24 protein-coding genes are annotated in these 24,361 nt (G+C 66.0%); 14 read left to right on the plus strand and 10 right to left on the minus strand.

What is annotated here, in order from left to right; translation table 11 throughout:
- Nucleotides 1-18: 18 nt before the first annotated feature.
- Nucleotides 19-1,995, minus strand: coding sequence for a TadE/TadG family type IV pilus assembly protein (locus tag PPZ50_RS09655; RefSeq protein ID WP_066687416.1), 1,977 nt, complete (start codon nt 1,993-1,995; stop codon nt 19-21).
- Between the two features lie 109 nt (nt 1,996-2,104).
- Between PPZ50_RS09655 and PPZ50_RS09660 the strand changes: the two genes are divergently transcribed.
- From PPZ50_RS09660 to PPZ50_RS09675, 4 genes are read left to right on the plus strand one after another with little or no spacing between them, the layout of a single operon-like run.
- Nucleotides 2,105-2,743 (plus strand): squalene/phytoene synthase family protein, encoded by a 639-nt coding sequence (locus PPZ50_RS09660; RefSeq protein ID WP_066687418.1) that lies wholly within the window; start codon nt 2,105-2,107, stop codon nt 2,741-2,743.
- 39 nt (nt 2,744-2,782) lie between these two features.
- On the plus strand, nt 2,783-3,247 hold the full coding sequence (locus PPZ50_RS09665) for an EF-hand domain-containing protein (protein WP_066687420.1): 465 nt from the start codon (nt 2,783-2,785) through the stop codon (nt 3,245-3,247).
- Nucleotides 3,248-3,279: 32 nt separating this feature from the next.
- Nucleotides 3,280-3,723 carry a MerR family transcriptional regulator gene (locus PPZ50_RS09670; protein WP_084401208.1) on the plus strand — a complete coding sequence of 148 codons (444 nt, stop codon included), beginning with the start codon at nt 3,280-3,282 and terminating at the stop codon, nt 3,721-3,723.
- 4 nt (nt 3,724-3,727) lie between these two features.
- Nucleotides 3,728-5,530 (plus strand): acyl-CoA dehydrogenase C-terminal domain-containing protein, encoded by a 1,803-nt coding sequence (locus tag PPZ50_RS09675; RefSeq protein ID WP_066687425.1) that lies wholly within the window; start codon nt 3,728-3,730, stop codon nt 5,528-5,530.
- A 122-nt stretch (nt 5,531-5,652) separates the two neighbouring features.
- Here PPZ50_RS09675 and purC read toward each other — a convergent pair whose 3' ends face one another.
- The 3 genes from purC to PPZ50_RS09690 all read right to left on the minus strand — a co-directional run bounded on the left by purC (nt 5,653) and on the right by PPZ50_RS09690 (nt 8,223).
- Nucleotides 5,653-6,432: a phosphoribosylaminoimidazolesuccinocarboxamide synthase gene (gene purC / locus PPZ50_RS09680; RefSeq protein ID WP_066687427.1), complete on the minus strand. Its 780-nt coding sequence runs from the start codon at nt 6,430-6,432 to the stop codon at nt 5,653-5,655.
- A 94-nt stretch (nt 6,433-6,526) separates the two neighbouring features.
- Nucleotides 6,527-7,333 carry a hypothetical protein gene (locus tag PPZ50_RS09685; RefSeq protein ID WP_066687429.1) on the minus strand — a complete coding sequence of 269 codons (807 nt, stop codon included), beginning with the start codon at nt 7,331-7,333 and terminating at the stop codon, nt 6,527-6,529.
- A gap of 53 nt (nt 7,334-7,386) precedes the next feature.
- A complete protein-coding gene (locus PPZ50_RS09690; RefSeq protein ID WP_066687432.1) occupies nt 7,387-8,223 on the minus strand; it encodes an alpha/beta hydrolase family protein in 837 nt (278 codons plus the stop codon).
- A 182-nt stretch (nt 8,224-8,405) separates the two neighbouring features.
- Here PPZ50_RS09690 and PPZ50_RS09695 point away from each other — a divergent pair, with 182 nt between their 5' ends.
- The 3 genes from PPZ50_RS09695 to PPZ50_RS09705 are packed head-to-tail and all read left to right on the plus strand — an operon-like array spanning nt 8,406 to nt 13,110.
- Nucleotides 8,406-8,987, plus strand: a complete 582-nt coding sequence (locus PPZ50_RS09695; protein WP_126014137.1) for a TetR/AcrR family transcriptional regulator — start codon at nt 8,406-8,408, stop codon at nt 8,985-8,987.
- 60 nt (nt 8,988-9,047) lie between these two features.
- Nucleotides 9,048-11,300, plus strand: coding sequence for a DNA topoisomerase IV subunit A (gene parC / locus PPZ50_RS09700; protein ID WP_066687438.1), 2,253 nt, complete (start codon nt 9,048-9,050; stop codon nt 11,298-11,300).
- A 55-nt stretch (nt 11,301-11,355) separates the two neighbouring features.
- Nucleotides 11,356-13,110: a putative bifunctional diguanylate cyclase/phosphodiesterase gene (locus PPZ50_RS09705; RefSeq protein ID WP_084401210.1), complete on the plus strand. Its 1,755-nt coding sequence runs from the start codon at nt 11,356-11,358 to the stop codon at nt 13,108-13,110.
- On the opposite strand, the gene PPZ50_RS09710 is transcribed toward PPZ50_RS09705, so the two are convergent.
- The 4 genes from PPZ50_RS09710 to PPZ50_RS09725 all read right to left on the minus strand — a co-directional run bounded on the left by PPZ50_RS09710 (nt 13,080) and on the right by PPZ50_RS09725 (nt 15,967).
- On the minus strand, nt 13,080-14,216 hold the full coding sequence (locus tag PPZ50_RS09710) for a CCA tRNA nucleotidyltransferase (protein WP_232307846.1): 1,137 nt from the start codon (nt 14,214-14,216) through the stop codon (nt 13,080-13,082). The two genes, PPZ50_RS09705 and PPZ50_RS09710, sit on opposite strands and share 31 nt — an antisense overlap.
- A gap of 61 nt (nt 14,217-14,277) precedes the next feature.
- Nucleotides 14,278-14,868: a CoA pyrophosphatase gene (locus tag PPZ50_RS09715; protein ID WP_066687449.1), complete on the minus strand. Its 591-nt coding sequence runs from the start codon at nt 14,866-14,868 to the stop codon at nt 14,278-14,280.
- The gene (locus PPZ50_RS09720) at nt 14,865-15,428 is read right to left on the minus strand and encodes a DUF1285 domain-containing protein (protein ID WP_066687456.1); all 564 of its coding nucleotides are present in this window, start codon (nt 15,426-15,428) and stop codon (nt 14,865-14,867) included. The genes PPZ50_RS09715 and PPZ50_RS09720 overlap by 4 nt, the downstream gene beginning before the upstream one ends.
- A 41-nt stretch (nt 15,429-15,469) precedes the next feature.
- Nucleotides 15,470-15,967: a GNAT family N-acetyltransferase gene (locus tag PPZ50_RS09725; RefSeq protein ID WP_066687458.1), complete on the minus strand. Its 498-nt coding sequence runs from the start codon at nt 15,965-15,967 to the stop codon at nt 15,470-15,472.
- Between the two features lie 138 nt (nt 15,968-16,105).
- Here PPZ50_RS09725 and PPZ50_RS09730 point away from each other — a divergent pair, with 138 nt between their 5' ends.
- Both PPZ50_RS09730 and PPZ50_RS09735 read left to right on the plus strand, forming a co-directional pair.
- Entirely contained in the window at nt 16,106-16,477 is a 372-nt protein-coding gene (locus PPZ50_RS09730; protein ID WP_066687460.1) for a dihydroneopterin aldolase, read from the plus strand.
- A complete protein-coding gene (locus PPZ50_RS09735) occupies nt 16,474-17,223 on the plus strand; it encodes an SDR family oxidoreductase (protein ID WP_066687462.1) in 750 nt (249 codons plus the stop codon). Before PPZ50_RS09730 ends, PPZ50_RS09735 begins: the two co-directional genes overlap by 4 nt.
- A gap of 7 nt (nt 17,224-17,230) precedes the next feature.
- On the opposite strand, the gene PPZ50_RS09740 is transcribed toward PPZ50_RS09735, so the two are convergent.
- Nucleotides 17,231-18,091, minus strand: coding sequence for a hypothetical protein (locus PPZ50_RS09740; RefSeq protein ID WP_066687467.1), 861 nt, complete (start codon nt 18,089-18,091; stop codon nt 17,231-17,233).
- Nucleotides 18,092-18,315: 224 nt separating this feature from the next.
- On the opposite strand from PPZ50_RS09740, the gene PPZ50_RS09745 reads away from it, so the two are divergent.
- The 5 genes from PPZ50_RS09745 to PPZ50_RS09765 all read left to right on the plus strand — a co-directional run bounded on the left by PPZ50_RS09745 (nt 18,316) and on the right by PPZ50_RS09765 (nt 21,413).
- The gene (locus tag PPZ50_RS09745) at nt 18,316-19,008 is read left to right on the plus strand and encodes an energy transducer TonB (RefSeq protein ID WP_066687468.1); all 693 of its coding nucleotides are present in this window, start codon (nt 18,316-18,318) and stop codon (nt 19,006-19,008) included.
- 85 nt (nt 19,009-19,093) lie between these two features.
- Nucleotides 19,094-19,888, plus strand: a complete 795-nt coding sequence (locus PPZ50_RS09750) for a MotA/TolQ/ExbB proton channel family protein (protein WP_066687469.1) — start codon at nt 19,094-19,096, stop codon at nt 19,886-19,888.
- Nucleotides 19,889-19,964: 76 nt separating this feature from the next.
- A complete protein-coding gene (locus tag PPZ50_RS09755) occupies nt 19,965-20,450 on the plus strand; it encodes an ExbD/TolR family protein (RefSeq protein WP_066687470.1) in 486 nt (161 codons plus the stop codon).
- 12 nt (nt 20,451-20,462) lie between these two features.
- Nucleotides 20,463-20,891: an ExbD/TolR family protein gene (locus PPZ50_RS09760; protein WP_066687471.1), complete on the plus strand. Its 429-nt coding sequence runs from the start codon at nt 20,463-20,465 to the stop codon at nt 20,889-20,891.
- Nucleotides 20,892-21,041: 150 nt separating this feature from the next.
- On the plus strand, nt 21,042-21,413 hold the full coding sequence (locus PPZ50_RS09765; RefSeq protein WP_232307826.1) for a tetratricopeptide repeat protein: 372 nt from the start codon (nt 21,042-21,044) through the stop codon (nt 21,411-21,413).
- Between the two features lie 586 nt (nt 21,414-21,999).
- On the opposite strand, the gene PPZ50_RS09770 is transcribed toward PPZ50_RS09765, so the two are convergent.
- Nucleotides 22,000-24,294 (minus strand): glycoside hydrolase family 3 N-terminal domain-containing protein, encoded by a 2,295-nt coding sequence (locus tag PPZ50_RS09770; RefSeq protein WP_084401252.1) that lies wholly within the window; start codon nt 24,292-24,294, stop codon nt 22,000-22,002.
- Nucleotides 24,295-24,361: the final 67 nt, after the last annotated feature.

The following is a 24,361-nucleotide window of genomic DNA, read 5'->3' on the forward strand; positions in this document are numbered from 1 at the left end:
GGTCTCGCGCGAACCGCCTCACCGCGACACTCGCAGCTTGGCGATCTGCGCCGCGATGTTGCTGAATGCGGTATTGAGCTGCGCGGTATTCGCCGCCTGAAACGCCCGGCCGCCGGCGGCGCATTGTTCCAGCATCGGGCTGAGGGTCGTGCCGAACGCGATGACCCAGACGGTGATATTCTTGCGGCGCGCGACGTCGCACAACGCGCTCAGACGGTTGGCCACGATGTTGTTCTGTTGCGTATCCGTCGGCATGCCGTTGGTGCGACGCTGGTCGAGCGCGGACAGGCCGTACGCCTCGTAGATCTGCCGCCCGGTATCGGTCTGACCATCCGTCATGAAGATCAGGTGGCGGGAAATTTGGCTTCCGTTCGACGCAGCCGCATTCTCACTCGCGAATAGGCCAGTCGGCGATATGAGGCGAAGACCCCACAAAAATCCGATATCGTGGTACGTGCCGCCGCCAACCTGCAGTTGCTTCACATAGCTAACGAGGTTTCCGCGGTTTGTAACTTGCAGCTTCATGGCCGGACTGGGGCAATAGGCCAGCCGGTTACCGTTGACATTATAGTCGCCGATATTTTGGTAATTCGAACTGGTTCTAACCATTTGGGTTTGCCAGTTGTTTATGTCGTATCGTGCGTACACCAGGAAAGGCAGCCACGGTTTCCACTGTGTTGCCGGATCAGTTGTCGGGACCATGTCGACATCAAGGTCGTAGGCTGCAGCCGGAATCGTCGGGTAAGTGTCCTGCTTAACCGTCTGGCGTTCTTCAATGCACCCCGATGAGGAATTCCAGGAGATATCACGGAATGTGTGATTATTGCCAACTTGCACGCTGATCGTGCCACCACTGACTGTGGGACCACTGCCTTTCAATGGCCTGACGTCATACCTAACCGGCTGATATTTCCAGATGTAGTTTGTCGTTGTGGTGGTGGTCGTTTTCCCCTTGTTCGGGTTCGGTTTGCGGTAGTCGGTCCGCGTCTGGACTGTGTTGCTGAACCAGTCTTCCGTAATCGTACAGATGCCGTTCGACAGCGATGCGGAAAACTTGCTGCCGGTAATCGTCCATCGACTGAACTGGGACTGCCGGCCGTCTGCCGGTCCGGTCCAGTTTCCGTACTCAATCGGCGTCTCTTTATAAGTGTCTCCCGGTCGGACGCAGCTTTCGGCCGGTTGACGCGATATGCGTCGGCCGGTGTCACCGCTTTCCTTCGTCCATCCGGACCAGCCATCCCATACGTACGGATTGTTGTCAGTCGACGTCGAACTGGAATTCGAGGTGCCATCGGGAATTCGTGATTGGTAGGTCCATTCATCAACGACCCATTCGGGTTTCAGCAACATGCCGACATTGACGTTGGAAGAGTAGGGAACAGCACCGTAGCGGACTTGGGTGCCGGTCTTCTTGGCCGATTCCACCGTGTCGTAGAAATTGACGACGGCGTTGCGCAGGCCGGTGATCTTGTTCGTGCTGTCGCCCGGATTAGTGTCCGCCATCGACCCGGTCGTGTCGAGAACGAACATGATGTCGAGGTTCGGGATTTCCAGCTTCGCTTCGCAAGTGACCGAAATGTTGACCGGCGCAAAACCGGCCATTCGCATCAACGTCATCGGCACGGTGGTGCTGGCCGTGCCCGCAACCTGATTCTCGATCGTGCGCACGGGCACGAAGGACGGGGACTGGGACCCCATCATCCCGGCCCTGAAATTGTTGGCGAAGAACGCATGCGCCTGCTGTTGAGCGTTGGTGTCGAAATCGGTGCCGTTCATGAACTTGCGGCCGGCGAGCACACCCGCGTCGCACGCCTGCTGGAGGCGCACCTTCACATAATAGACGCGGGCCGTGTCGATCGCCGATCCGGCCAAGCCGACGAGCGGGATCAGCGAGATCGCCATCATCGCCAGCGTATTGCCGCGGCGATCGCGAGCAAGGCGGCCGAGAATGCCTCCCGCCCGTACCTTGTCCTGCTCGCCTGCCGATCCGCCCATGCCCCGCCCAGTCCATCTGCCATGGCGCGGAGTCGCACCCCGCGCATTTCACAGGCTTTCATGCCCGAGTGGGGTTGACGGATGTTTAATAGGCAGGCTGATCGCCGCGATGCACCATGATCCCGAACGCGACCTCGCCCTCGCCTATGCCCCCGATGACGGCCGCCGTGCCGCGCTGTCCGCGCTGCTGGCGCTGGATGCGGCGATGGGCGATGTCATCCGCTCGACGACGCAGCCAGCGCTGGGGCAGATCCGCCTGGCATGGTGGCGCGAGCAGTTGGCGAAGCTCGACTCCGCCCCGCCGCCGGCGATGCCGGTGTTGGAAGCGCTGGCTGCCGACGTGCTGCCACGCGGCGTGACCGGAGTCGATCTGTCGAGGATCGTCGACGGCTGGGATGTGTTGATCGAGGAAGAGGCGCTGGACGACGACGCTCTCGACCGGTTCGGGGCGGGGCGGGGCGGTGTCCTGTTCGCGGCTGCGACCAGGGTGCTGGGCGGTGACCGCGCGGCGGCCGAGCGACTCGGGCGGGGATGGGCGTTGTTCGACCTGGCGCGGCACCAGAGCGATGCGGCGACCGCTGCGAGGGCGGATCGGCTGGCGGGTGAGGCGCTGGCCGGATCGCTGCGCGGGGCGGCGCGTCCGTTGGGGATGCTGGCACTGTCCGCACGGCTGGAACTCGCAGGGGTGCCGCAGGGCGGCCCGAAGCGCGCCGCGCGGCTGATGTGGTTCGGGCTTGCCGGACGGTGATCGCTGGCGTGTAACGGGGTGAACTTCGGGGAGCGGGCGATGTGGCGATTCTTGGCGGGGGTGGGGTCGGCGCTGGCGCTGGTCGCGGCGGGGCTGTTCCTGTTTCGCAGCGATGCGGCGGTGGAGAAACTGCCGCCGCCGCCAAAGGTGACGGCATCCACCGCCGGCATCGATACCCCGCTTGCCGATGATCCACCGGCAGCGACGCAGCGCACGCGCGAGCAGAAGCGTTTCGACCGGTATGACAAGGATCGCGACGGCCGCATCACCCGCGACGAATATCTGGCGTCGCGGCGCAAGGCCTATGCGAAGCTCGACACCAATGGCGACGGGCGGCTGAGCTTCGACGAATGGGCCGCCAAGACGACGACCAAGTTCGCAACCGCCGACAAGGGGCGCGACGGAACGCTGGATGCGGCCGAATTCGCGACGACGGCGGTGAAGCGCAAGCCTGCGCGGCGGGCCGACTGCCCGCCCGCGCCTCCACCTGCAGACGAAGGTTGACGTTCACGTCAACGTAAACTAGGTTTATGGGCATGGAAGCATCTCCTGCCCAGACCATCGAATCGACCGAGGCCGACCGTTTCTCGATCACCGACCTGTGCAACGAGTTCGGCGTGACGGCGCGGGCGCTGCGCTTCTATGAGGATGAGGGGCTGATCGCGCCGGAACGACGTGGTCTGGCGCGCATCTATTCGCAGCGCGACCGCGTGCGTCTCGCCTGGATCCTTCGCGGCAAGCGGGTCGGGTTCAGCCTCGCCGAAATTCGCGAGATGATCGACCTGTACGATATCGGCGACGGCCGCGTCGTGCAGCGACAGGTGACGGTCCAGAAATGCCGCGACCGGATCGCCCTGCTCGAAAACCAGCGGCGCGATATCGATGCTGCCATCGCCGAACTCAGCGACTTCGTGACCACGATCGAAGCGCTCCCCTTGCAGGCCGCCCCGTCAGAGGGCGCATCCCCGGAGAAGGATTGACCCCATGCCCAGCTACACCCCGCCGGTCCGCGACACGCGCTTCATCCTCGACCATGTCCTGAAGATCGGCGACCATGCCGCGCTGCCGGGCTTCGCCAATGCCACGCCCGATACCGTGGAGGCGGTGCTGGAAGAGGGGGGGCGCTTCGTTGCCGAAGTGCTGTTCCCGCTCAACGCATCGGGTGACCAGCAGGGCTGTACCCGTCATGCCGATGGCAGCGTGACGACGCCTGAGGGGTTCAAGGATGCCTATCGCCGTTTCATCGAATCGGGCTGGGGCACGCTGTCGGCACCGGAGCAGTTCGGCGGGCAGGCGATGCCGCATGTCGTGGCGACCGCGTTCGAGGAATATCTGATTTCGGCCAACATGGCCTTTGCCATGTATCCGGGGCTGACCCATGGCGCGATTGCCGCGCTGCTGGTGAAGGGCAGCCCCGAACAGCAGGCGATGTACGTGCCCAAGATGGTGTCGGGCGAATGGGGCGGCACCATGAACCTGACCGAGCCGCAATGCGGCACCGATCTGGGCCTTATCAAGACGCGCGCAGTGCCGAACGACGACGGGTCGTGGGCGATCACCGGCACCAAGATCTTCATCTCGTCGGGCGAGCATGACCTGACCGACAACATCATCCACCTCGTCCTAGCCAAGACGCCGGGCGCGCCGGAAAGCTCGAAGGGGATTTCGCTGTTCGTGGTGCCCAAGTTCCTGGTGAACGAGGACGGGTCGCTGGGTGATCGCAATCCGGTCAGCTGCGGTTCGATCGAACACAAGATGGGCATCCACGCCAATTCGACCTGCGTCATGAACTATGACGGGGCGAAGGGCTGGCTGGTCGGCGAGGAGATGAAGGGCCTTGCCGCCATGTTCATCATGATGAACGCCGCGCGGCTGGGTGTCGGGTTGCAGGGGCTGGGCGTGGCGGAAACCGCGTACCAGAACGCGGTGATCTATGCCGGCGACCGGCGGCAGGGGCGGGCGCTGACCGGCCCGAACGAGCCGGGCGAGAAGGCCGATACGCTGTTCGTCCATCCCGATGTCCGCCGGATGCTGATGGAGGGGAAGGCGCTCACCGAGGGGCTGCGCGCGCTGTGCCTGTGGGGCGCGTTGCAGGTCGACCTCGCGCATATGAGCGAGGACGCGGCGGCGCGTGAGCTGGCCGACGATCTGGTCGGGCTGCTGACCCCGGTCATCAAGGGCTATGGCACCGACAAGGGCTATGACGTCGCGACCAACGCGCAACAGGTCTATGGCGGCCATGGCTACATTGCCGAATGGGGCATGGAGCAGTATGTCCGCGATGCCCGGATCGCGATGATCTATGAAGGCACCAACGGCGTGCAGGCGATGGACCTGGTCGGGCGCAAGCTGGCGCAGAATGGCGGGCGCGCGATCCAGCATTTCTTCCGTATCGTCGCGGAAGAGATCGCGACCGCCAAGGGTGCCGACGCGACGCGCGACTTCGCCGAGCGTCTGGAGCGCGGACTCAAGGACCTGCAGGCGGCGACGATGTGGTTCATGGGCAATGGCATGCAGAACCCGAACCATGTCGGGGCGGGCGCGCATTCCTACATGCACATCATGGGCATCGTCGCGACGGGCCTGATGTGGCTGCGGATGCTGACGGCGGCGGAAGCGCTGGCCGCGGCGGGCGAGGGCGATCCGGCGTTCATCGAGGCCAAGCGGGTGACCGCGCGCTTCTATGCCGAGCGGATCATTCCGGACACCGGCGCGCTGCGGCGGAAGATCGAAGGCGGGGCCGATGCGGTGATGGCGCTCGACCCGGCGCTGTTCGCGCGGGGGTAAGGGGTTTCACAAACATGTACCCCCGCGCAGGCGGGGGTCCAAGGTCGCAACCGGCACGTTGGCGTGTCGGGCTCTGGACCCCCGCCTGCGCGGGGGTACGTCATGTTGCAGGCGTTGTAGCCTTACTTCTCGCGCTTCTTGCGATGTGTCTCAAGGTCGAGCACCGCCGAATCCGCGCCTTCCGGCAACAGACCAAGCCGCCGCGCGACTTCCTGATACGCCTCGACCTCACCACCGAGGTCACGACGGAAGCGATCCTTGTCGAGCTTTTCGTTAGTGGTCATGTCCCACAACCGGCAGCCATCGGGGCTGATTTCGTCGGCCAAAATGATCCGGCTGAAATCATTGTCCCAAATGCGACCGAATTCGAGCTTGAAGTCGACCAGGCGGATGCCGATCCCGGCGAACAGGCCCGACAGGAAATCGTTCACCCGGATCGCCATGTCGGCCATCTCGTGCAGTTCGTCCTGCGCCGCCCAGCCGAAGCACAGGATATGTTCGTCCGACACCATCGGATCGCCGAGTGCGTCGTCCTTGTAATAATATTCGATGATCGTGCGCGGAAGCTGCTGGCCCTCCTCGATACCCAGCCGCTTGCTGATCGAACCGGCCGCGACATTGCGTACCACGACCTCGATCGGCACGATCTCGACCTGCCGGATCAGCTGCTCGCGCATGTTCAGGCGCCGGATGAAGTGGGTCGGCACGCCGATATTGCCGAGCAGCGTGAAGACATGCTCGGAAATCCGGTTGTTCAGCACGCCCTTGCCGTTGATCGTGCCCTTTTTCTGGGCGTTGAAGGCGGTGGCGTCGTCCTTGAAATACTGGATCAGCGTACCCGGTTCCGGACCCTCATAAAGGATCTTTGCCTTGCCTTCGTAGATCTGGCGGCGGCGAGCCATGCGATTCCCTTCAACGAAACGGCATGGGCCAGAGCGATTATGTCCGGCCCCCTGCGGAAAGCCGCCGCATAGCCGAAGGGGGCCGCTCGCGCAATCAGCCCGCGAGGGGGACCCGCTTCGGCAGCAGCGGCCGGACGCGGCGCCACAGCAGCAATCCGAGCAACGCCAGCGCCAAGGGCGGCAGGGTAAGGCCGATCAGGGCAAGTGCGGTGCCGATGGTCCAGCGCGCCGAGGCGACCGACAGGTCGGCGGCGCGGGTGAAGGGCGATGCCGGATCGAAGCTGCGGATCGCCTCGCCCGATCGATAGTCGAACACCACCGGCGTTGCGGCAAGCGCGGGCCGCTGTTCGGCGATGGCGGCGCCAGCCTCCCGTTCCGATCCGACGGCGGCGGCGCGTTGTCGTTCCAGTTCGGCGCGGGCTTCGCGACTGGTAGTGCCGCTGCGGGCGTCGATCGCCGAGCGGTCGGCGGTTGCGGCATCGCGCGCCTGTGCCAGCTGGTCGATCTTCGCGCCGGCGTCTTCGCCGGTGATTTCTGAATCGAGCAGCATGCCCTCGGCACCTTCGACCCCGCGAATACCGTCGCGCCCGAAGCTGCGGGCAAGTTCCGGGGCAAGCGAGAAGCCGAGCATTGCGGAAATCTCGTTATCCTCGCTGCGGGTATAGCGCATCGCGGTGATCCGGCAGCGCGCGATGCCGAGCCGTTCGCAGGCGGCGGCATGCGCCTCCTGCACGGCGGCGATCCGTGCGGCGGGCAGGCGGAAGCCGTAGCGATAGCTGAAGGCGACACCGGGTGCGGCGGTGACGTCGACGCCGGGGGCGGCCTGTTCGGACGGGTCGCCGGGCGCTTGGCTGCAACCGGCAACGACCAGCAGGGCGAATAAGGAAGCGCGATATCGCATGATCCACCTTTGCCTTAATTGAGGCCAAAATGTGGCTCAATCATGGCAATGTGTCAAATTTCCAGTTGTCTGCCGGGAGATGCAGCGCGCCAGACAAGGTTGATCGCCGCCTCCCAGGCCGGCGTTCCGGGGGAGATCAGCTCGACATGGCCCGTATCGGCGACCTCGTGGACGGTGACCTCGTCACCCTTCTCCTGCGCCATAGTGGCAAAGGCCGGCGCCATCCGTGCCGGCACGATCCGGTCGTCGCGTCCGTTGAGAAGGTCGACCGGCACGCCGATCGGAAGCAGGCACGGCACCGACGTGTCGGCGAAGCGATCGGGCCGGTCGCCGACCAAGCGGGCGATGACATCGGTGCCGCAACCATTGTCGGGGCTCGATTCGACTGCGGCCAGATCGGGCAGGCCGCCCAGGCTGACGACATGGGCGATCGGCAGCGGGTCGCCGTCCGCCAGCACGCTCCCGACCGGCAGGCGGTGGCGGGCAGCAAGCCACAAGGCAAGATGACCGCCCGCCGAATGTCCGACCGCGACGACCCGCGACAGGTCGAGGTGACAGGCATCGGCATGGTCGCGCAGCAGGTCGGCCGCTGCGGCGACGTCGCGGAAGGTGCCCGGATAGCCGCCTCCGTCGCGGTCGACTCCGCGATAGTCGATGTTCCACACCGCAAAGCCCCGGTCGCGCAGGTCGCCTGCGGCCCAGTCCATCAGCCGCCGGTCGGCGATCGCGCTCTGCCAGCATCCACCATGAACCATCAGGATCGTCGGCCAGCGGCCCTTTGTCGTGCCCTTCGGCAGCCACAGATCGACCACCTGCAAACTGTCGCCGCCGTAGCGGAAAACATGATCCGGTTCGGATCGGGGGCGCCCGGTCAGGTCGGGCCAGGTCATCGGAACCCAGGGACGGTCCGGCGTAACGGATTGTGACATGAAGAAAATCTGCAACAGCCGACAGAAAACAACAATGCTGTCGACAACATCGTATAATAAATTTGTGCGTATCCGGCTGGTTGGGTAAGAAGCGGTTGGGGAAAGACTTTGCTATCCGGGGAGATAGCCGCAGGGGGCGTTGCGTGGGTAGAATTCGTACGATCGAGCGGGACAAGCTGTTGGACGCTGCCGAGGCGGTAACGATGGAAAAGGGGCCGGCCGGCCTGACCATCGCCGCCGTTGCCGAACGCATGGGCATCACCAATGGCGGGGTACAGTACAGCTTTCGCAGCAAGGAATCGCTGATCGCGGCGATGTTCGAACGCTGGCAGGAAGAATATGCCGAACACATGATCGAACTGGGTGCGGTGCCGGACGATGAAGTGTCACGGATCCGGGCACATATTGCCTATGGTTCGAACTATGACGACCGGTCGCGGCGGGGCGCGCCGACGCTGCTCGTCTCGCTGCTCAATTCGCCACAGCACATGGTGCAGGTGCGGCGCTGGTATCGCAATCGATTGGATGCGATCGACGTGTCGACCGACGAGGGGCGCTGGCTGCGGCTCGCCTTTCTGGCGATGGAAGGGGCGTTCCTGATGCGCCTGTTCGGCCTGGTCGAGATGGACAGCGACGAGTGGCGCTCGATCGTCGCCGATGTCTGGGCATTGTGCGACGGAAAACTGCCGCAGGCGCAGGACGCTCCGGGCCGACAGGCCGCCTGATCCCGGTTCGTTCCATTTCGCCCCTCGCAGGGGTCGCATTCCCCTGCTATCGCATCCGCGATGGCAAGTGATCTGACCGACCCCGCGACGCCGATCGGCGTGTTCGACGCACCGTTTGACAGCGCCCTGTCCGAACGATATCTCGTCTATGCGCTGTCGACGATCACCGCCCGGTCGCTGCCCGACGTCCGCGACGGGTTGAAGCCGGTGCACCGCCGCCTGCTATGGGCGATGCGGCTGCTGAAGCTGGACCCCGCATCGGGGTACAAGAAATGCGCGCGCGTCGTCGGCGACGTGATCGGCAAATACCACCCGCATGGCGACCAGTCGGTCTATGACGCGATGGTCCGCCTCGCGCAGGATTTCGCGCTGCGCTACCCGCTGGTCGACGGGCAGGGCAATTTCGGCAATATCGACGGCGATAATGCCGCTGCGTACCGGTATACCGAGGCACGGCTGACGCAGGTCGCGATCGACCTGATGGCGGGCCTGGACGAAGACGCGACCGATTTCCGCCCCACCTATAATGGCGAGGAGCAGGAGCCGGAGCTGTTCCCCGGCATGTTCCCCAACCTGCTGGCCAATGGTGCCAGCGGGATCGCGGTCGGCATGGCGACCAGCGTGCCGCCGCACAATGCCGCCGAATTGTTCGACGCGGCGATCGTGCTGGTCGATCAGCCCGAGGCGGACGACGCGGCGGTGCTGGCGCATGTCCGGGGGCCGGATTTCCCGACCGGCGGCATCGTGGTCGATTCGCCCGCAGCGATCCGCGAATCCTATGCCACCGGACGCGGTGGCTTCCGGGTGCGCGCCCGGCACGAGATCGAGCGGGAAAAGGGCGGCGGCTGGCAGATCGTCATCACCGAAATTCCCTACGGCGTGCAGAAGGGCAAGCTGATCGAACAGATCGCGGCGCTGATCAACGACAAGAAGCTGCCGATCCTGACCGATGTCCGCGACGAATCGGATGCCGAGATCCGCATCGTGCTCGAACCGCGCAGCCGGACCGTCGACCCACAGGTGCTGATGGACGGGCTGTTCCGCCTGACCGACCTCGAAACGCGGGTGCCGCTCAACCTCAACGTTCTGGACAAGGACCGCACCCCGCGCGTGATGCCGCTGCGCGAGGCGTTGAAGGCGTGGGTCGATCACCAGTTCGTCGTGCTGCGCCGGCGCAGCGAACACCGGCTGGCGAAGATCGCCGACCGGATCGAGCTGCTCGACGGCTATCTTGCCGCCTATCTCAACCTCGACCGGGTGATCGCGATCATCCGGACCGAGGACGAACCGAAACCGGTGCTGATCGCCGAGTTCAGCCTGACCGACCGGCAGGCGGAGGCGATCCTCAACATGCGGCTGCGCTCCCTGCGCAAGCTGGAGGAAATGGAAATCCGCGGCGAGCGGGCGAAGCTGGAAAAGGAGCAGGCCGAACTGACCCTGCTGCTGTCGAGCGATGCGCGGCAGCGCACCCGGATGAAGCGCGACCTGACCAGGATGCGCGACCGCTACGGCCATGAAACGCCGCTGGGCAAGCGCCGGACGACGGTCGAGGAAGCCGCCCCCGCGCGCGAAATCCCGGCCGAGGCGATGATCGAGCGCGAGCCGCTGACCGTCATCCTGTCGCAGCGCGGCTGGGTACGGGCGCTGCGCGGCCATGTCGACCTGGCCTCGGCCGATACCGCGCGGTTCAAGGAAGGCGACGGGCCGGCCTTCGCCTTCCATGCGCATACCACCGACAAGCTGTTGCTGGCGACCGATGGCGGACGTTTCTACACGCTGGGCGCGGACAAGCTGCCGGGCGGGCGCGGCTTTGGCGAACCGGTGCGCGCGATGATCGACCTCGATGGCGATGCACGGATCGTCGGACTGTCGCGGGCGGCGGCGTCCGACCGGCTGTTGCTGGCGGCGACCGACGGGCGCGGCTTCGCGGTCCGGGTGGCCGATGTGCTGGCCGAGACGCGCAAGGGCAAGCAGGTCATGTCGCCGCGTCCGGGCGCGAAGCTGAAGGTCGTCCGCCCGATCGCGGCGGAGGACGATTATGTCGCGTCGATCGGCGACAACCGCAAGCTGGTGCTGTTCCCGCTGACCGAACTGGCGGAAATGGCGCGTGGGCAGGGGGTGCAGCTGCAACGCTTCCGCGATGGCGGACTGTCCGATGCACGCACGCTACGCTTTGCCGACGGGCTGCACTGGACGATGGGCGGCGAGACCGGGCGGATGCGGACCGAAAGCGACCTGTCGCCATGGCGCGCCGCGCGCGGTGCCGCCGGACGGATGCCGCCCAACGGATTTCCCCGCGACAATCGTTTTTGATCGAACCGTATTCGGTTTCAGAAGCTTTTAACCTCCGTCGGCCATAGCGGTAGCAATGGCGTTCGGCAGGCAGATATTTTCGGCGTTCAGGTCGCAGGCGTTCCCGATCCCGGAGCAGGGCGTGCGGATTCCGTTCGCCGACCTGTCCGCCTGCCAATTGGACGCGACGCCCGCGCTCGATCCGCGCGAAGCCATTCTCGACCTGTTGCCGGTGCCGACGGCGATCGCGTCGGTCGTATCGGGCGCGGTCGTGTTCGATACGGTGAATATCGCCTTTCGCGCGGCCGGCTTTGCGGCGCGTGAAGGGCGGGCCGCGCTGCTGAACGAAATCGGCGACCAGATTCTCGTGTTCCTGCTGTCGGGCGATACCCGGCGGCGGATGGCGCTGCGGCTCGGTGATGCGGTCGATAGCCGCCATTATGACGTGACGCTCGCCCGGCGGGAGGAATCGGCCGGTACGCCGCGCTGTATCATGTCGCTGGTCGACCAGACCCCGGAACAGCGCACCGAAACCAGCCTGCGTCGCGAAATGAACACCGATTCGCTGACCGGCCTACCGAACCGCACAGGCTTCGGCGATCTGGTCGAGGAACGCGTCGCGACGGGCGACCGGGCGCGCTATGCGGTGCTGGCGATCAACCTCGACCGGTTCAGCCGGGTCAATGCCTGTATGGGATCGCTGTCGGGCGACGAATTGCTGATCTCCGTGGCGCGCCGGTTCAAGGGCGTACTGCGCAGTTCCGACGTGCTGGCGCGGACCGGCGGGGACGAGTTCGCCGTGCTGTTGGGCCTGCGCGACGGGGCCGACGACGCGCTGCACGCCGCGACCCGGCTGCAACAGGCGTTGATCCAGCCGTTCCAGCTGTCCGACTTCACCATTCGGGTCGAATGTTCGATCGGCATCGCGTTGGCCGAGGATAGCGATGCCGAGGCGGAGGACGTGATCCGCCACGCACAGTTCGCGGTCAAGCGATCGAAACGGACCGGCCAGACCGAGGTCTATCGCCCGCACCTGTTCGACATCGTGCGCAGCCAGTTTTCGATCGAGACCCAGCTGCGGCATGCGCTGGAGGCGCGCCAGCTCCACCTCGCATTCCAGCCGATCTGCGACCTGTCCAACGGCCGGATCAGCAGTTTCGAAGCGCTCGCCCGCTGGCGGACGGCCGAAGGCGAAAACATCTCGCCGGTCGATTTCATCCCGGTCGCCGAGGAATCGGGCCTGATCGTCCCGCTCGGCCGCTGGGCGATGGACGAGGCGGCGCGCACGCTGTCCGACTGGGACCGGATGGCGGGCGGCGATTGTGGCGCACGGATGGCGGTCAACCTGTCGGCGGTGCAATTGCAGCGCGACAATGTCGAGGCGATGTTCGCCGAGGTGCTGGCACAGCACCAGCTGTCCGGCCACCGCTTCACCATCGAACTGACCGAAAGCGCGTTCGTCGTCGATCCCGACCGGACGCTGCGGACCATGCTGGCGCTGAAGGAAATGGGCGCGCAGATCGCGATGGACGATTTCGGCACCGGCTATTCCAACCTCGCCTATCTGCAGAAGCTGCCGATCGACAAGCTGAAGATCGACCGCAGCTTCATTACCGGCATGCTCGCCGATCGCGACAAGGTGGCGATCGTGCGCGCGATCCTCAGCCTTGCGCAGGCGTTGGGGCTGCGGACGACGGCCGAGGGGATCGAGACGCAGGAGCTGGAACACACGCTGGTCGCGCTCGGCTGCGCCTTCGGGCAGGGCTATTTCTATTCGCGGCCGATCGATGCGGACGCGGCTTACGCGTTGCTGCTCGCCCGCAACGCCTGATCCACCACGGCATCGGCGATGGCCGCGGTCCGCTCGGCGTCGGGGAAACCCTCGGCGATCCAGCGATCCTCGACCTGCCGCAGCGCCCGCGCAACGTCGGGGCCGCGCGCTAGGCCGCGTTCGACCAGCGCCCCGCCAGTCAGCGGCAGGCTCGGCCGCGTCCAGCCGGCGACCTTCTCCGCCGCCGCCGGATCGCCGGTCAGCAGCAGGCGGTCGACGGCGCTCTCCACCCCCAGGCGATAGCCCAGCGCCAACGGATGGTCAGCCGCGTCGCCCAGCGCAACGGCGACGCGCTTGCGCTGGGCATTGGACAGTTTAAGCCGGGCGGTGACCCCTTCCGCATTGCCGGTATCGAGCAACGCGGCGAGGCGACGGATCGGGTCGGGCGCGAGGCCCGCCGCCGCTTCTGCCGCGACCAGTGCGGCCAGACGGTCGACCGCGGCTCCGTCGAGTTCGGGCAGCACCGGTTGCCAGATCGCGTTATCGACCATCAGCCACAGCACGCCGACCGCATCGCGCGCGACCAGGAGCTTGAGCAGTTCGTCGGCGATCCGCTCCCGCGACAGCGCCATCAGGTCGTTGGCCCGCGCGACGCAGGCCGCCAATCCCTCGGCATCGGGCGTATCGCCGAACCGCGCGAGGAAGCGGAAGAAGCGCAGGATGCGCAGATGATCCTCGGCGATACGGCGCAATGGATCGCCGATGAAGCGGACGCGCCCGGCGCGCAGGTCGGCGATCCCGCCGAAATAATCGTGCAGCCGATGATCGCCCATGTCCGCGTAGAGCGCGTTCATCGTGAAATCGCGGCGGGCGGCATCGGCCTGCCAGTCGTCGGTGAAGGCGACCTCGGCATGCCGGCCGTCGGTGCTCACGTCGCGGCGCAGCGTCGTCACCTCGACGACCGTGCCGTCGGCGACCGCGGTGATCGTGCCATGCACGATTCCCGTGGGCACCGCCTTGATTCCGGCGGCCTGCAGCCGGCGGACGACTTCCTGCGGCGGATGGATCGTCGCGACGTCGATGTCGGCGACCGCAAGGCCCAGCAGCGTGTCGCGCACCGCGCCACCGACATAGCGCGCCGCGCCCTCCTCGGCACCGAGCGCCATGGCCAGCCGGTCGAGGCCGGGCCGCTGCGTCCAGTCGGCGGGGGCAGGGTGGTGGGTTCGTTCACGGCCATGTCAGTCTTTGCGCCAGGTTGACGATCATCGCCGCCGTCGCACCCCAGATGCGCCGTTCGCCGAAGATCAGTTCGTAATAATGCCGCTCGCGCCCGTCATGCCACCGGCTGCCCCGCCCGTGATTGGCGGCGTCGAGCAGAAAGGCGAGCGGGACTTCGAAGATCGCGTCCACCTCGCGCGGGTTGGCGACGAGCGGCAGGTCGGCCGGCACGGTCGCCAACACCGGCGTCACCTCGAACCCGGTCACCGTATGATAGCGATCGAGCGTCGCGACCACCTCCGCCGTGCCGATCGGCAGCGCGATCTCCTCGGCCGCCTCGCGCAGCGCCGCGTCGACCGGTCCCGCGTCAGCCGGATCGATACTGCCGCCGGGAAAGGCGACCTGACCGGCATGGGTGCGCAAATCGCCGGTCCGCTGCGTCAGCAGCACGCCGGGTTCCGGGGAATCGGTCACCGCGACCAGCACCGCCGCCGCGCGCCATCCGCCCTCGGGCATCGGCGCCTCGCCGTTCAGGTCCCCCACCAGCAGCGGTCCGGCGGGCGCCGCGAGCCGCGCCCGCAGCCGCTCCGCCAGCGTCATGCCGGTTCGAACGGAAAGAACGCGCCCTCGCTCCACAGCCCGCGCCGCCCGTCCGGCCCCTCGACCAGCTGCTCGACCAGCTCGTAGAATACGGTCCGCGCGATCAGCGCATCCATCCCGCCGCGAACCCGCAGATAGGGCCGGGGCGCGTCCGCCGTCCCCTCGATCCGGATCGGATGCTCGGCATCGGCGACCGCGACCTCGTCGGTGTTCAGGCGAAACGCGATGCGGCCCTGATCGCCTTCGCCCGACAGCTTCGCCTCGACCGCGACGAACGGTGCGTCGTCGACCGTGATCGACAGTTTTTCGACCGGCGTCACCAGGACATGGGAGCCGTCGGGTTCGCGCCGCAGGATCGTCGCGAACAGCCGCACCATCTCCGCCCGGGCGATCGGGCTGCCCTGATGGAACCAGCTGCCATCGGCGGCGATCCGCATCTCGCTGTCGCCGCAATGCGTCGGGTTCCAGCGATCGACCGGCGGCAGCTTCGCCTCGGCGGCAAGGCGCGCCACCTCAGCAAGCGACAGCGAAGCGAAATCGGCGGGGGGCTGCATGGGCATGGGAAATCCGTTAGCTCGCTCGGGGCGCCCGCGACAAGGGGTCAGGCGACGAGCGACAGGCGCGGCGCGAGCATGCCGTTTCGCAGCGGCACGTCGCCCCGCGCCAGCACCCGCGCCGGATCATACGGCCCGGGCATACGCCATCCGCCGGTCCGCTCCACCGTAAACCCGAAGCGCGCATAATAAGGTGCATCGCCGACCAGCATCAGCGGCGCATCGTCGCCCGCCGCCGCGATTGCCCGCTGCATCAGGTCATGACCGATCCCGGTGCCCTGCCGATCGGGCGCCACCGCCACCGGGCCGACCATGGTCAGCGGCAATACGTCGCCGTCATCCCCCTCCAGCTGCACCGGCCAGCACTGGATCGCACCGACCAGCCGCCCGTCCTCCACCTTCGCAAAGCTCAGATGGCCGATCGGCGACAGCCCTTCGCGCACCCGATAGGCGGTGCGTCCATGCCGGTCGGGTCCGAAGGCGGCATCGAGCAACGCTTCGACATCGGCGGCGGGGACGGAGGCAAGGGGCAGCAGGTCGGGCAAATTCGGTCCAGTCGATCGGGTATGAAAACGCGCCTGTACCGCCCCGTCGGCGTCGCACAAGCGAAGATTGGCGAACGGCTTACGCGCCCGCCGGCTTCTGCTATCGCGCGGATATTCCCTTTCGATGACAGGTGCCGTTTGCACGATTCGCTTCAACTGGAAGTCCACGACATCGAAGTGAATGTCCTGACGGGCATTTACTCCGAGGAAACCCATCTGCCGCAACCGTTGCGCATTTCGATGACGGTCGATCTCGACTGTCCGGAGCGCTTCACGCCCGACACGCCGCTGTCCGCCTCGAAAAGCTATATGGACCTGAAGGAAGCGGCAACCAGCTCGCTGCCGCCCGGCGTCCATTTCACCCTGATCGAAGGGGTCGCGGACCATATCGTCGATACGCTGTTCATGTCCGACCCGCGCGTGCAGCGGGTAAAGATCCGTATCGTCAAGCTGGCCATTGCCGAAGCGGGCGAATCGATCGGCGTCACCATGGTCCGGCACCGGCGGTGAGCCGCCCGCTGGCGCTGATTACCGGCAGCTTCCGGCGGCTGGGCGGGCATATCGCCGGGCGGCTGGCGCAGGCGGGTTATGACGTGGCGCTCCACGCGTCGCATGCCGGCGAGCCGGAGGCGGAGGTCACCGCGACCATTGCGGCCGCCGGTGCGACGCATCATTGCTTCGCCGCCGATCTGGCCGATGGGGACGCGACGCAGGGGCTGATCCCGGCGGTCGCGGCGCGGTTCGGGCGGCGGGTCGACCTGCTGGTCAACAATGCGTCATGCTTTCGTGCCGACGATGCGAGCCATCCGACGCCGGAATCGCTGACGTCGCATTTCGCGGTCAATGCCGCTGCGCCGTTCGTGCTGGCGACCAAGCTGGCGGAACAGGGTGGATGCGTGGTGGTCAACATCCTCGACCAGCGCATCGCCCATCCGCACCGCGATCAGCTGGCCTATACCGTGTCGAAACAGGCGCTGGGTGAAGCGACGCGAACGCTGGCGCTGGCGCTGGCGCCGGCGGTGCGGGTCAACGGCGTCGCCCCCGGGCTGACCCTGGCGACCGACGACTATAGCCCGGAACAGGTCGATCGGCTGGCGGCGCTGATGCCGCTCGGCCGGCTACCCGATATCGATCAGGTCGCCGATGCGGTGCTGTTCCTCGCCCGTGCGGAGGCGTCGACCGGACAGACGCTGTTCGTCGATGGCGGCGCCGGGCTGGTCTGGTTCGAACGCGACTTCGTGCACCTCGCCCGCTGAGGCGAGGTCAGCCGGTGCGTCCGTCGTCGCACCGGCCCAGCGATTCGCGCACGAACGCATAATCCTCGCGCGCGATCGCGGCATTGTCCGCATCCTGCGACTGCAGGCTGGTGTCGGGCAGCGCATCGGGCAAGCCGCAGCTCAGCCGATACCAGGCCAGCGTATCGGGCTTCGGCGCGCCGCCGGCCTCGTCGATGATGTCGCCCAGCGACAGCGCCCAGCGCTTCTGCTCGCCCGGACGGCGCAGGATCAGCAGCGACACCGGTGCTCCGGTGGTCGTTTGCAGGAAGATCTGCGTCTCGCCTTCGCCCGGCAGCGTGCCCGGTACGTGGAACGCATTGCCGATCCCGGTGATCGCGGGCGGTGCATCCGGCGCGATCACCTCGCGCACGACGTCGCGCACCCGCTGGTCGAGCGCCGGTGCCCAGGTAAATTGTGCGTCTGGCGTCACCAACTGTACCTGATCGGGACGCCCGGCCACTGCGCGGGCAAAGGCGATGATGCGCTGCCGCTTCAGGTTGGGCGCACGGCCGCGCGGGTCGAACGGGACGTCGACCAGATAGCCGACACGGGCGGGCAGGGGGCCGTTGGCGCGAATCAGCGCACCGACATCGGCGGTGACGTAGAAACGGACATGGCCGGGCGCCAGGCCGGGCGCTTCCGCCGGCGCGATCCGCGCGACCGAGCGAATCGTGGCATCCAGCACGATATCGCTTTCCAATGCCAGCCGCGCGACCCGGGCATAGGGAATGGCCGCCGATTCGCCGATAACGTTAACAGGAACGGGTGGGCCCTGGCGTGCCGACACCGGCGAACATGCGACCAGAAATGCTGAAAATGCTGCGGTGCAGAGCGGGATGCGTTTCATGCAACTGCTCTTAACCCGCGGAAAACCGTGGTTACAGACTTATTTCGGTAATGGCGCGATTGTACGAATGTTTCGTCCGACAAAGCGTTTGCGTCGTTTGTAAGGCCGCGATAGACAATCGCGGTCCGGAATGCCGCGTAGCCCCGGACACGACGGTCGTTGCGTGCCGGTTTCCGCCGGACGGACCGACCCAATGTACCGGGCTAGAGGAGTTTGGTTGCTGAATGGCTTACGCTGACCAAAAAGCAGGTAGTGGCCGGATCGTCGCGCTGATCATCGTGGGTATCCTCCACGTCGTGATCGGGTACGCGTTCATCTCCGGCCTTGCCTACAAATATGTGAAGAAGGTGACTGAGGATACCGAGACGTTCGACGTCGAGGAGCCGCCACCCCCGCCCGAGGAGATTCCTCCTCCCCCGCCGCCGCCTGAACAGCCGCAGCCGCAGTCGCCGCCGCCGGTCGTGACGCCGCCGCCGATCGTCCGTACGCAGGCACCGCCGCCGGTGGTGATCCAGTCGGTGACGACGCCGCCGCCGACCTACGCGCCGATCCCGACGGCCGGTCCGCCTGCGCCGCCGGCTCCGGTTGCGCCGCCGGCGCCGCCCGCGCCCGTGGTCAGCAAGGCCGCAGGTGCGAAGGGCGATCCCGCGCAGTGGATCACCAACGACGACTATCCGCCCAGCGCGCTCAACAGCGGCGACGAAGGTGTGACGGCGATCGCTTGGGACATCAACACGCAGGGTCGTGTCGAAAACTGCCGCGTGACGTCGTCGTCCGGTTCGGCCGCGCTCGATCGCGCCGCCTGCTCGGCGATCACCCGTCGCGGCCGGTACAGCCCGGCGCTCGACCAGTCGGGCAACCCGATCCGTTCGAGTTCGTCGCGTCGCGTCCGCTGGCAGCTGCCGGCCGATCGGTAAGACCGGGTGTCCCGCGACCTTCGGGTCACGGGACGGTCCGGGGCAATATTCTTCAAGAACATATCAGCTCTAAGGAAACTATCCGATGCTCACCCCCATCCTTGCTGCCGGCGCACCTGCCGGAGCTCCGAACTTCGGCTTCTGGGAAGCGCTTCAGCAGGGCGGCGCGATCGCGTTCGGCACGCTGGGTATCCTGGTCATCATGTCGGTCGGCTCGTTCTACATTCTCTTCACCAAGCTGTTCGAACAGCAGAAGATCATGAACCAGGCGAAGCGCGTCCGCGCCACCTTCTGGCAGTCGAACTCGCTGCGTGAAGGCGCCGCGAAGCTCGACAAGAACTCGGCCTATCGCCAGATCGTCGACGACGGCCTCGCCGCGCAGGAACAGCATGGCAAGCTGACCGATCCGGTCGAAGCGCATGACTGGCTGCACGGCTCGCTCGCTCGCTCGGAAGCCTCGATCAACTCGAAGCTCAACGGCGGCCTCGCCTTCCTCGCGACCGTCGGCGCGACCTCGCCGTTCGTCGGTCTGTTCGGTACCGTGGTCGGCATCTACCGCGCGCTCGTGAAGATCGGTGCCGCCGGTCAGGCCGCCATCGGCGACGTCGCCGGTCCGGTCGGTGAAGCGCTCATCATGACCGCCATCGGTCTGGTCGTCGCGGTTCCCGCCGTGCTCGCCTACAACTGGCTGCAGCGCCGTAACAAGTCGATCGCGGAAGACCTGTCGGCCTTCTCGAACGACGTGCTCGGCTACCTCGCCTCGAACGGTGCGGTCCGTCCGACCGTCGCCGCCCGTGGCCCGGCTCCGACCGCCAAGCCGGCAGTCGGCAGCACCACCGCCGGCCAGGCCGGTGGCGTGCCGACCGCTCCGCGCGTCTGATCGCACGGTGCTGATGCCGCCGGGGCCGTGACCGGTCCCGGCGGTTCGATTGAGTAGAAGTGGATAGGATAGCCTCATGGCGATGAGTGTTGGCGGCGGCGGCGATGAAGCCCCCCTCTCGGACATCAATACCACGCCGCTCGTGGACGTCATGCTCGTGCTGCTGATCATCTTCCTGATCGCGGTTCCGGTCGTGGTCCAGCAGGTGAGCGGCCTCAAGGTCCCGAAGGTCGTGTTCGAACCGACGACGACCAAGCCGGAGAACGTCTCGTTGTCGGTGCAGGGCCTCGATGGCCAGTGCGCGGTGTACTGGGGCCTGACCCGGGTCACGGCGGACGAACTGCGCACTCGTGCGGTCAAGAAGCTGGAAGACGAACTGGCCCGTCAGGGTGGCGTCGGCAACCCGAACCTCGAACTGCCCGAAGTGCACATCCGGGGCGACGTGAATACGCCGTATCGCTGCATCGGCGGCACCATCTACACGATGCAGTCGGCCGGGTTCACCAAGGTCGGGTTCATTTCCGAACCGGACCCGAACACCACGCCGCGTACGCGTCAATAGGAGTAGCCTGACATGGCAATGAGTGGTGGCGGTCGCAGCGACGACGAACCGATGATGGACATGAACACGACGCCGTTGATCGACGTGCTGCTCGTGCTCCTGATCATGTTCATCATCACCATCCCGATCCAGAGCCACGCGGTGAAGGTCGACCTTCCGCAGCCGGACAACCGGCCGCAGAACAATATCGACCCGCAGAAGAACAAGATCACGATCAACGCGCAGGGCCAGACCTTCTGGAACGGTTCGCCGGTCGATGAGGTCACGCTGACCCAGTATCTTGATCAGACCGTGGCGATGAGCCCGCAGCCCGAACTGCACTTCCAGCCCGACGCAACCGCGCGGTACGAAGTGGTCGACGGCGTGCTGGCGATCATCAAGCGCGCCAACGTGACGAAGCTCGGCTTCGTCGGCAACGAGCAGTATCGCGGCGATTTCTGATCGCTGATGGCTCGGCCGGTCGAACGGCGGATCAGGGGCGGCCTTCGGGCCGCCCTTTTTTTGTGCCTGCGGCACGCGGCATCGCTTGCGCAACCGTCTTCAAAGTGAAACATTGATGTCATCACGATGTAACAAACAGGAGATGGTATCATGCGAATCGGAACTGCCGCACTGCTTGGCTCGGCGCTGGCGGTGATGGGGATCGCCACCAGCGCGAACGCCCAGCAAGTTGAATACGCGCACGCCGCCATCACCGCCGGCAACCTCACCACCGCCGAACGCACGCTCGAGCGCGAAACCCGCGCCGGTAGCCGGGAACCGGAAGTCCTCCTCAATCTGGCAGCGGTCTATGCGATGACGCAGCGCCCCACCGAGGCGCGCGAACTCTATCTGCGCGTCCTGAATGCCAAGGACGCGTCGCTGGTGATGCCCTCGTCGCAGGTAGCGAGCGCCCACGACGTCGCCCGCCGCGGCCTGCGGCTGCTCGATCAGCCGGGCACGATGCAGATTACTTCGCGCTGATGTCGAACCGATCCGGCATGCCGATCGTGGCAGCCGGATCGGTCGAACCTGCACGGCCAACCCAGACCGGCTTCGTCGGATTGCTCGATCATCTGCCCAGACGACAAGCTACTTTCCTGCGAACCTATGCGATCTCGCAAGTAGCAAATCTTCGAATGCGGCCTGACCCTATCGTTTGAGTCCCGAGCCTCTGCGCGCGCAGTGGTCGTCGCAGATAGAAAGATTGCGAAAGGGAAACCCGCAACTGCGGGGACCGCACGAGCGATCTTTGCGACCCTCGCTACGGGAATACAGTCCCAAGTCGGACTGCACGCTGATCGTCAGGCTAAGAGCAGCCTCAATACCGTCGGCGCGACTGCTGTCGCATTGTGAACCTTCGGTATCACGTCGGGCTGCGAGACGATTGACGCCGGGTCGCCGTCTGCGAGCAGCAACGCCGGACCGTCATCCTAAGGTCGGCTCTGCTGAGTAAGCACCTGGCGTTATTTGATCGATCGTCCGGCAGCGCCGAAGATGAGCGCAACGCTTCCAGTTGCCGGAAGGTCGACAAGCGACCTGCCGGCACCTTTCGCATGTTCGGCGGGAGTTACCGGACGGTCAACGTGGCAGTCTTCAATTGAGTCGAGCTGTTGCCGGTGCTGATGGTGAAGGTACCGGGTTCGACAACATGTTTCATGTCGACGTTCCAGAAGGCGAGGTCGTTCGGCTTCAGGTCGAAGGTGACCGTCCGGCGTTCGCCCGGTTGCAGGGTTACGCGCTGGAAGTGCTTCAGTTCGAGCACGGGGCGCGTTACCGTCGCTTCGTCGTCGCGGACATAGAGCTGGACGACCTCGTCCCCCGCGCGGCGGCCCGTATTAGCGACGTCGACCGACACCCGGACCGTTTCGTCGCGGCCGATCGTCGTCTTGGCGAGCTTCGGCGCGCCGACGGTGAAGCTGGTGTAGGACAGGCCGTATCCGAACGGATAGAGCGGCGCGGTGGTGTCGAACAGATAGCCGCGCCGCGAGGTCGGCTTGTGGTTGTAGAAGATCGGCAGCTGCCCCTCGCTGCGCGGCACCGTCACCGGCAGCTTGCCGCCCGGATTGGCACGGCCGAGCACGACATCGGCGACGGCGTGGCCGGTTTCCTGCCCGAGATACCAGCCCTCGAGGATCGCGGGCGCGGTCGCGTCGAGATAGGTCGCGGCGAGCGGGCCGCCGTTCAACAGCACGACCAGCACCGGCTTGCCGGTCGCGAACAGGCGGCGGGCGAGTTCATTCTGTTCGCCGATCAGGTCGAGTTTCTGCCGGTCACCGAGATGCTGGTCGGCCCAGGCTTCGCGGCTCAATTGTTCGTTCTGGCCGAGCACCAGCAGGATCGTGTCGGCCGACGCCGCCTTGCGCACCGCCTCCTCGATCAGCGGCGCATTCTCGGACGCCGGGACCAGTTCGACCTTGTCGGCGGCCCATTGGCGGCTGCGGGTCAGGCGCACGCCCTCGGCATAGTCGACCGAGAAGCGGCCCTGCGCGGCCTGCTGCATGCCTTCCAGCACGCTCACGACATGCTTGGGCACGTCCGAATAGCCGCCGATCGGGGTGTCGCGGGCGTGGGTGCCGACGACCAGCATCCGGCCGACCTTGGCCGGATCGAGCGGCAGCAGGTTGTTCTGGTTCTTGAGCAGCACCATCGACCGCACGGCTGCTTCGCGGGCCAGCGCGATCGCGTCGGGCGTCGCCGTCTTTGCCTCCGCGGTGCGGGCGTCGGCATAGGGGTTTTCGAACAACCCCATCTGAAACTTCATGGTCAGGATGCGGCGGACCGCGTTGTCGACCTGCGACACCGGCACCTGGCCCGACTTGACCATTGCAGCCAGCGTCGACCAACCCTCGGCATCGGGCAGCTCCATGTCGACCCCGGCGTCGAGCGCGCGGCGGCCGGCGGCGGCCATGTCGGTGCCGTACAGCTTGTGCCGGGTGTTCAGTTCCTTGATCGCGAAATAGTCGCTGACCACCGACCCCTTATAGCCCCATTCGCGGCGCAGCACGTCGTCGAGCAGCCATTTGTTGGCGTGGCTGGGGATGCCGTCGATTTCGTTATAGGATGCCATCACCGCCTGCACCGGCAATTCGGTCACTGCACGCTGGAACGGCGGGAAGAAATTTTCGCGCAGCGTCCGTTCGGAGATGTTGGCCGGGCCGACATTGGTGCCGTTTTCGGGCTGGCCATGACCGGTCATGTGCTTGAGCGTCACCATGACCTTGTCGGCTTTCAACGGCAGCGTCGTGCCCTGGAACCCGCGAATCGCGGCGAGGCCCATTTCGCCGACCAGATGCGGGTCTTCGCCATAGGTTTCCTCGATCCGGCCCCAGCGCGGATCGCGCGCGACGTCGACCACGGGGGCGAGGGCGAGATTGGCGCCTCGTGCGCGCATTTCACGCGCCGCCACGCCGAACACGCGTTCGACCAGCGCCGGGTCCCATGACGAAGCGAGCGCGATCGACTGCGGGAAGCTGGTAGCGCCACGCGCGACATAGCCGTGCAGCGCTTCCTCATGCATGATCATCGGGATGCCGAGCCGGGTGTTCTCGACCGCCCAGCGCTGCGCCGCGTTGATGTAGTCGGCGGTTTCCTGCGCGGTGCGGTTCACCGCGTCCTCCGCGACACCGGCGGCGTTGTTGCTGGCGGTGACGCCGCGCTTGTCCGACGGACGGGTGATCTGGCCGAGGCCGTTGGGGAAGGCACGCGACGCCTTGGCAGCAGAAAAATTACCCTTTGCGTCCTGAATATCGCCCTTCTTTTCCCAGATGCCGATCATCTGGGCGACCTTTTCCTCCAGCGTCATGCGGCGCAGCAGATCCTCGACGCGGGCCGCGACCGGCTGCGACGCGTCCTTGTAGAGCATCTTTTCGGCAGCGGCGGTGCGTGTCGGGCGGTTCTGCGCGATGACGGTGCCGGTGGCGGCGGTCGCG

The sequence above is a fragment of the Sphingomonas hankookensis genome (assembly GCF_028551275.1).
GTDB lineage: Bacteria > Pseudomonadota > Alphaproteobacteria > Sphingomonadales > Sphingomonadaceae > Sphingomonas > Sphingomonas hankookensis_A.

Excerpts from the sequence above, each read along its gene's own strand:
- PPZ50_RS09690 (WP_066687432.1), bottom strand. The coding sequence starts at position 8,223 with ATGACCTGGCCCGACCTGACCGGGCGCCCCCGATCCGAACCGGATCAT.
- PPZ50_RS09660 (WP_066687418.1), top strand. The coding sequence starts at position 2,105 with ATGCACCATGATCCCGAACGCGACCTCGCCCTCGCCTATGCCCCCGAT.
- PPZ50_RS09750 (WP_066687469.1), top strand. The coding sequence starts at position 19,094 with ATGCTCACCCCCATCCTTGCTGCCGGCGCACCTGCCGGAGCTCCGAAC.
- PPZ50_RS09675 (WP_066687425.1), top strand. The coding sequence starts at position 3,728 with ATGCCCAGCTACACCCCGCCGGTCCGCGACACGCGCTTCATCCTCGAC.
- PPZ50_RS09760 (WP_066687471.1), top strand. The coding sequence starts at position 20,463 with ATGGCAATGAGTGGTGGCGGTCGCAGCGACGACGAACCGATGATGGAC.
- PPZ50_RS09765 (WP_232307826.1), top strand. The coding sequence starts at position 21,042 with ATGCGAATCGGAACTGCCGCACTGCTTGGCTCGGCGCTGGCGGTGATG.
- PPZ50_RS09755 (WP_066687470.1), top strand. The coding sequence starts at position 19,965 with ATGGCGATGAGTGTTGGCGGCGGCGGCGATGAAGCCCCCCTCTCGGAC.
- purC (WP_066687427.1), bottom strand. The coding sequence starts at position 6,432 with ATGGCTCGCCGCCGCCAGATCTACGAAGGCAAGGCAAAGATCCTTTAT.
- PPZ50_RS09705 (WP_084401210.1), top strand. The coding sequence starts at position 11,356 with ATGGCGTTCGGCAGGCAGATATTTTCGGCGTTCAGGTCGCAGGCGTTC.
- PPZ50_RS09655 (WP_066687416.1), bottom strand. The coding sequence starts at position 1,995 with ATGGGCGGATCGGCAGGCGAGCAGGACAAGGTACGGGCGGGAGGCATT.
- parC (WP_066687438.1), top strand. The coding sequence starts at position 9,048 with ATGGCAAGTGATCTGACCGACCCCGCGACGCCGATCGGCGTGTTCGAC.
- PPZ50_RS09685 (WP_066687429.1), bottom strand. The coding sequence starts at position 7,333 with ATGCGATATCGCGCTTCCTTATTCGCCCTGCTGGTCGTTGCCGGTTGC.
- PPZ50_RS09710 (WP_232307846.1), bottom strand. The coding sequence starts at position 14,216 with ATGGCGCTCGGTGCCGAGGAGGGCGCGGCGCGCTATGTCGGTGGCGCG.
- PPZ50_RS09670 (WP_084401208.1), top strand. The coding sequence starts at position 3,280 with ATGGAAGCATCTCCTGCCCAGACCATCGAATCGACCGAGGCCGACCGT.
- PPZ50_RS09720 (WP_066687456.1), bottom strand. The coding sequence starts at position 15,428 with ATGCCCATGCAGCCCCCCGCCGATTTCGCTTCGCTGTCGCTTGCTGAG.
- PPZ50_RS09770 (WP_084401252.1), bottom strand. The coding sequence starts at position 24,294 with ATGCTCTACAAGGACGCGTCGCAGCCGGTCGCGGCCCGCGTCGAGGAT.
- PPZ50_RS09745 (WP_066687468.1), top strand. The coding sequence starts at position 18,316 with ATGGCTTACGCTGACCAAAAAGCAGGTAGTGGCCGGATCGTCGCGCTG.
- PPZ50_RS09715 (WP_066687449.1), bottom strand. The coding sequence starts at position 14,868 with ATGACGCTGGCGGAGCGGCTGCGGGCGCGGCTCGCGGCGCCCGCCGGA.
- PPZ50_RS09740 (WP_066687467.1), bottom strand. The coding sequence starts at position 18,091 with ATGAAACGCATCCCGCTCTGCACCGCAGCATTTTCAGCATTTCTGGTC.
- PPZ50_RS09665 (WP_066687420.1), top strand. The coding sequence starts at position 2,783 with ATGTGGCGATTCTTGGCGGGGGTGGGGTCGGCGCTGGCGCTGGTCGCG.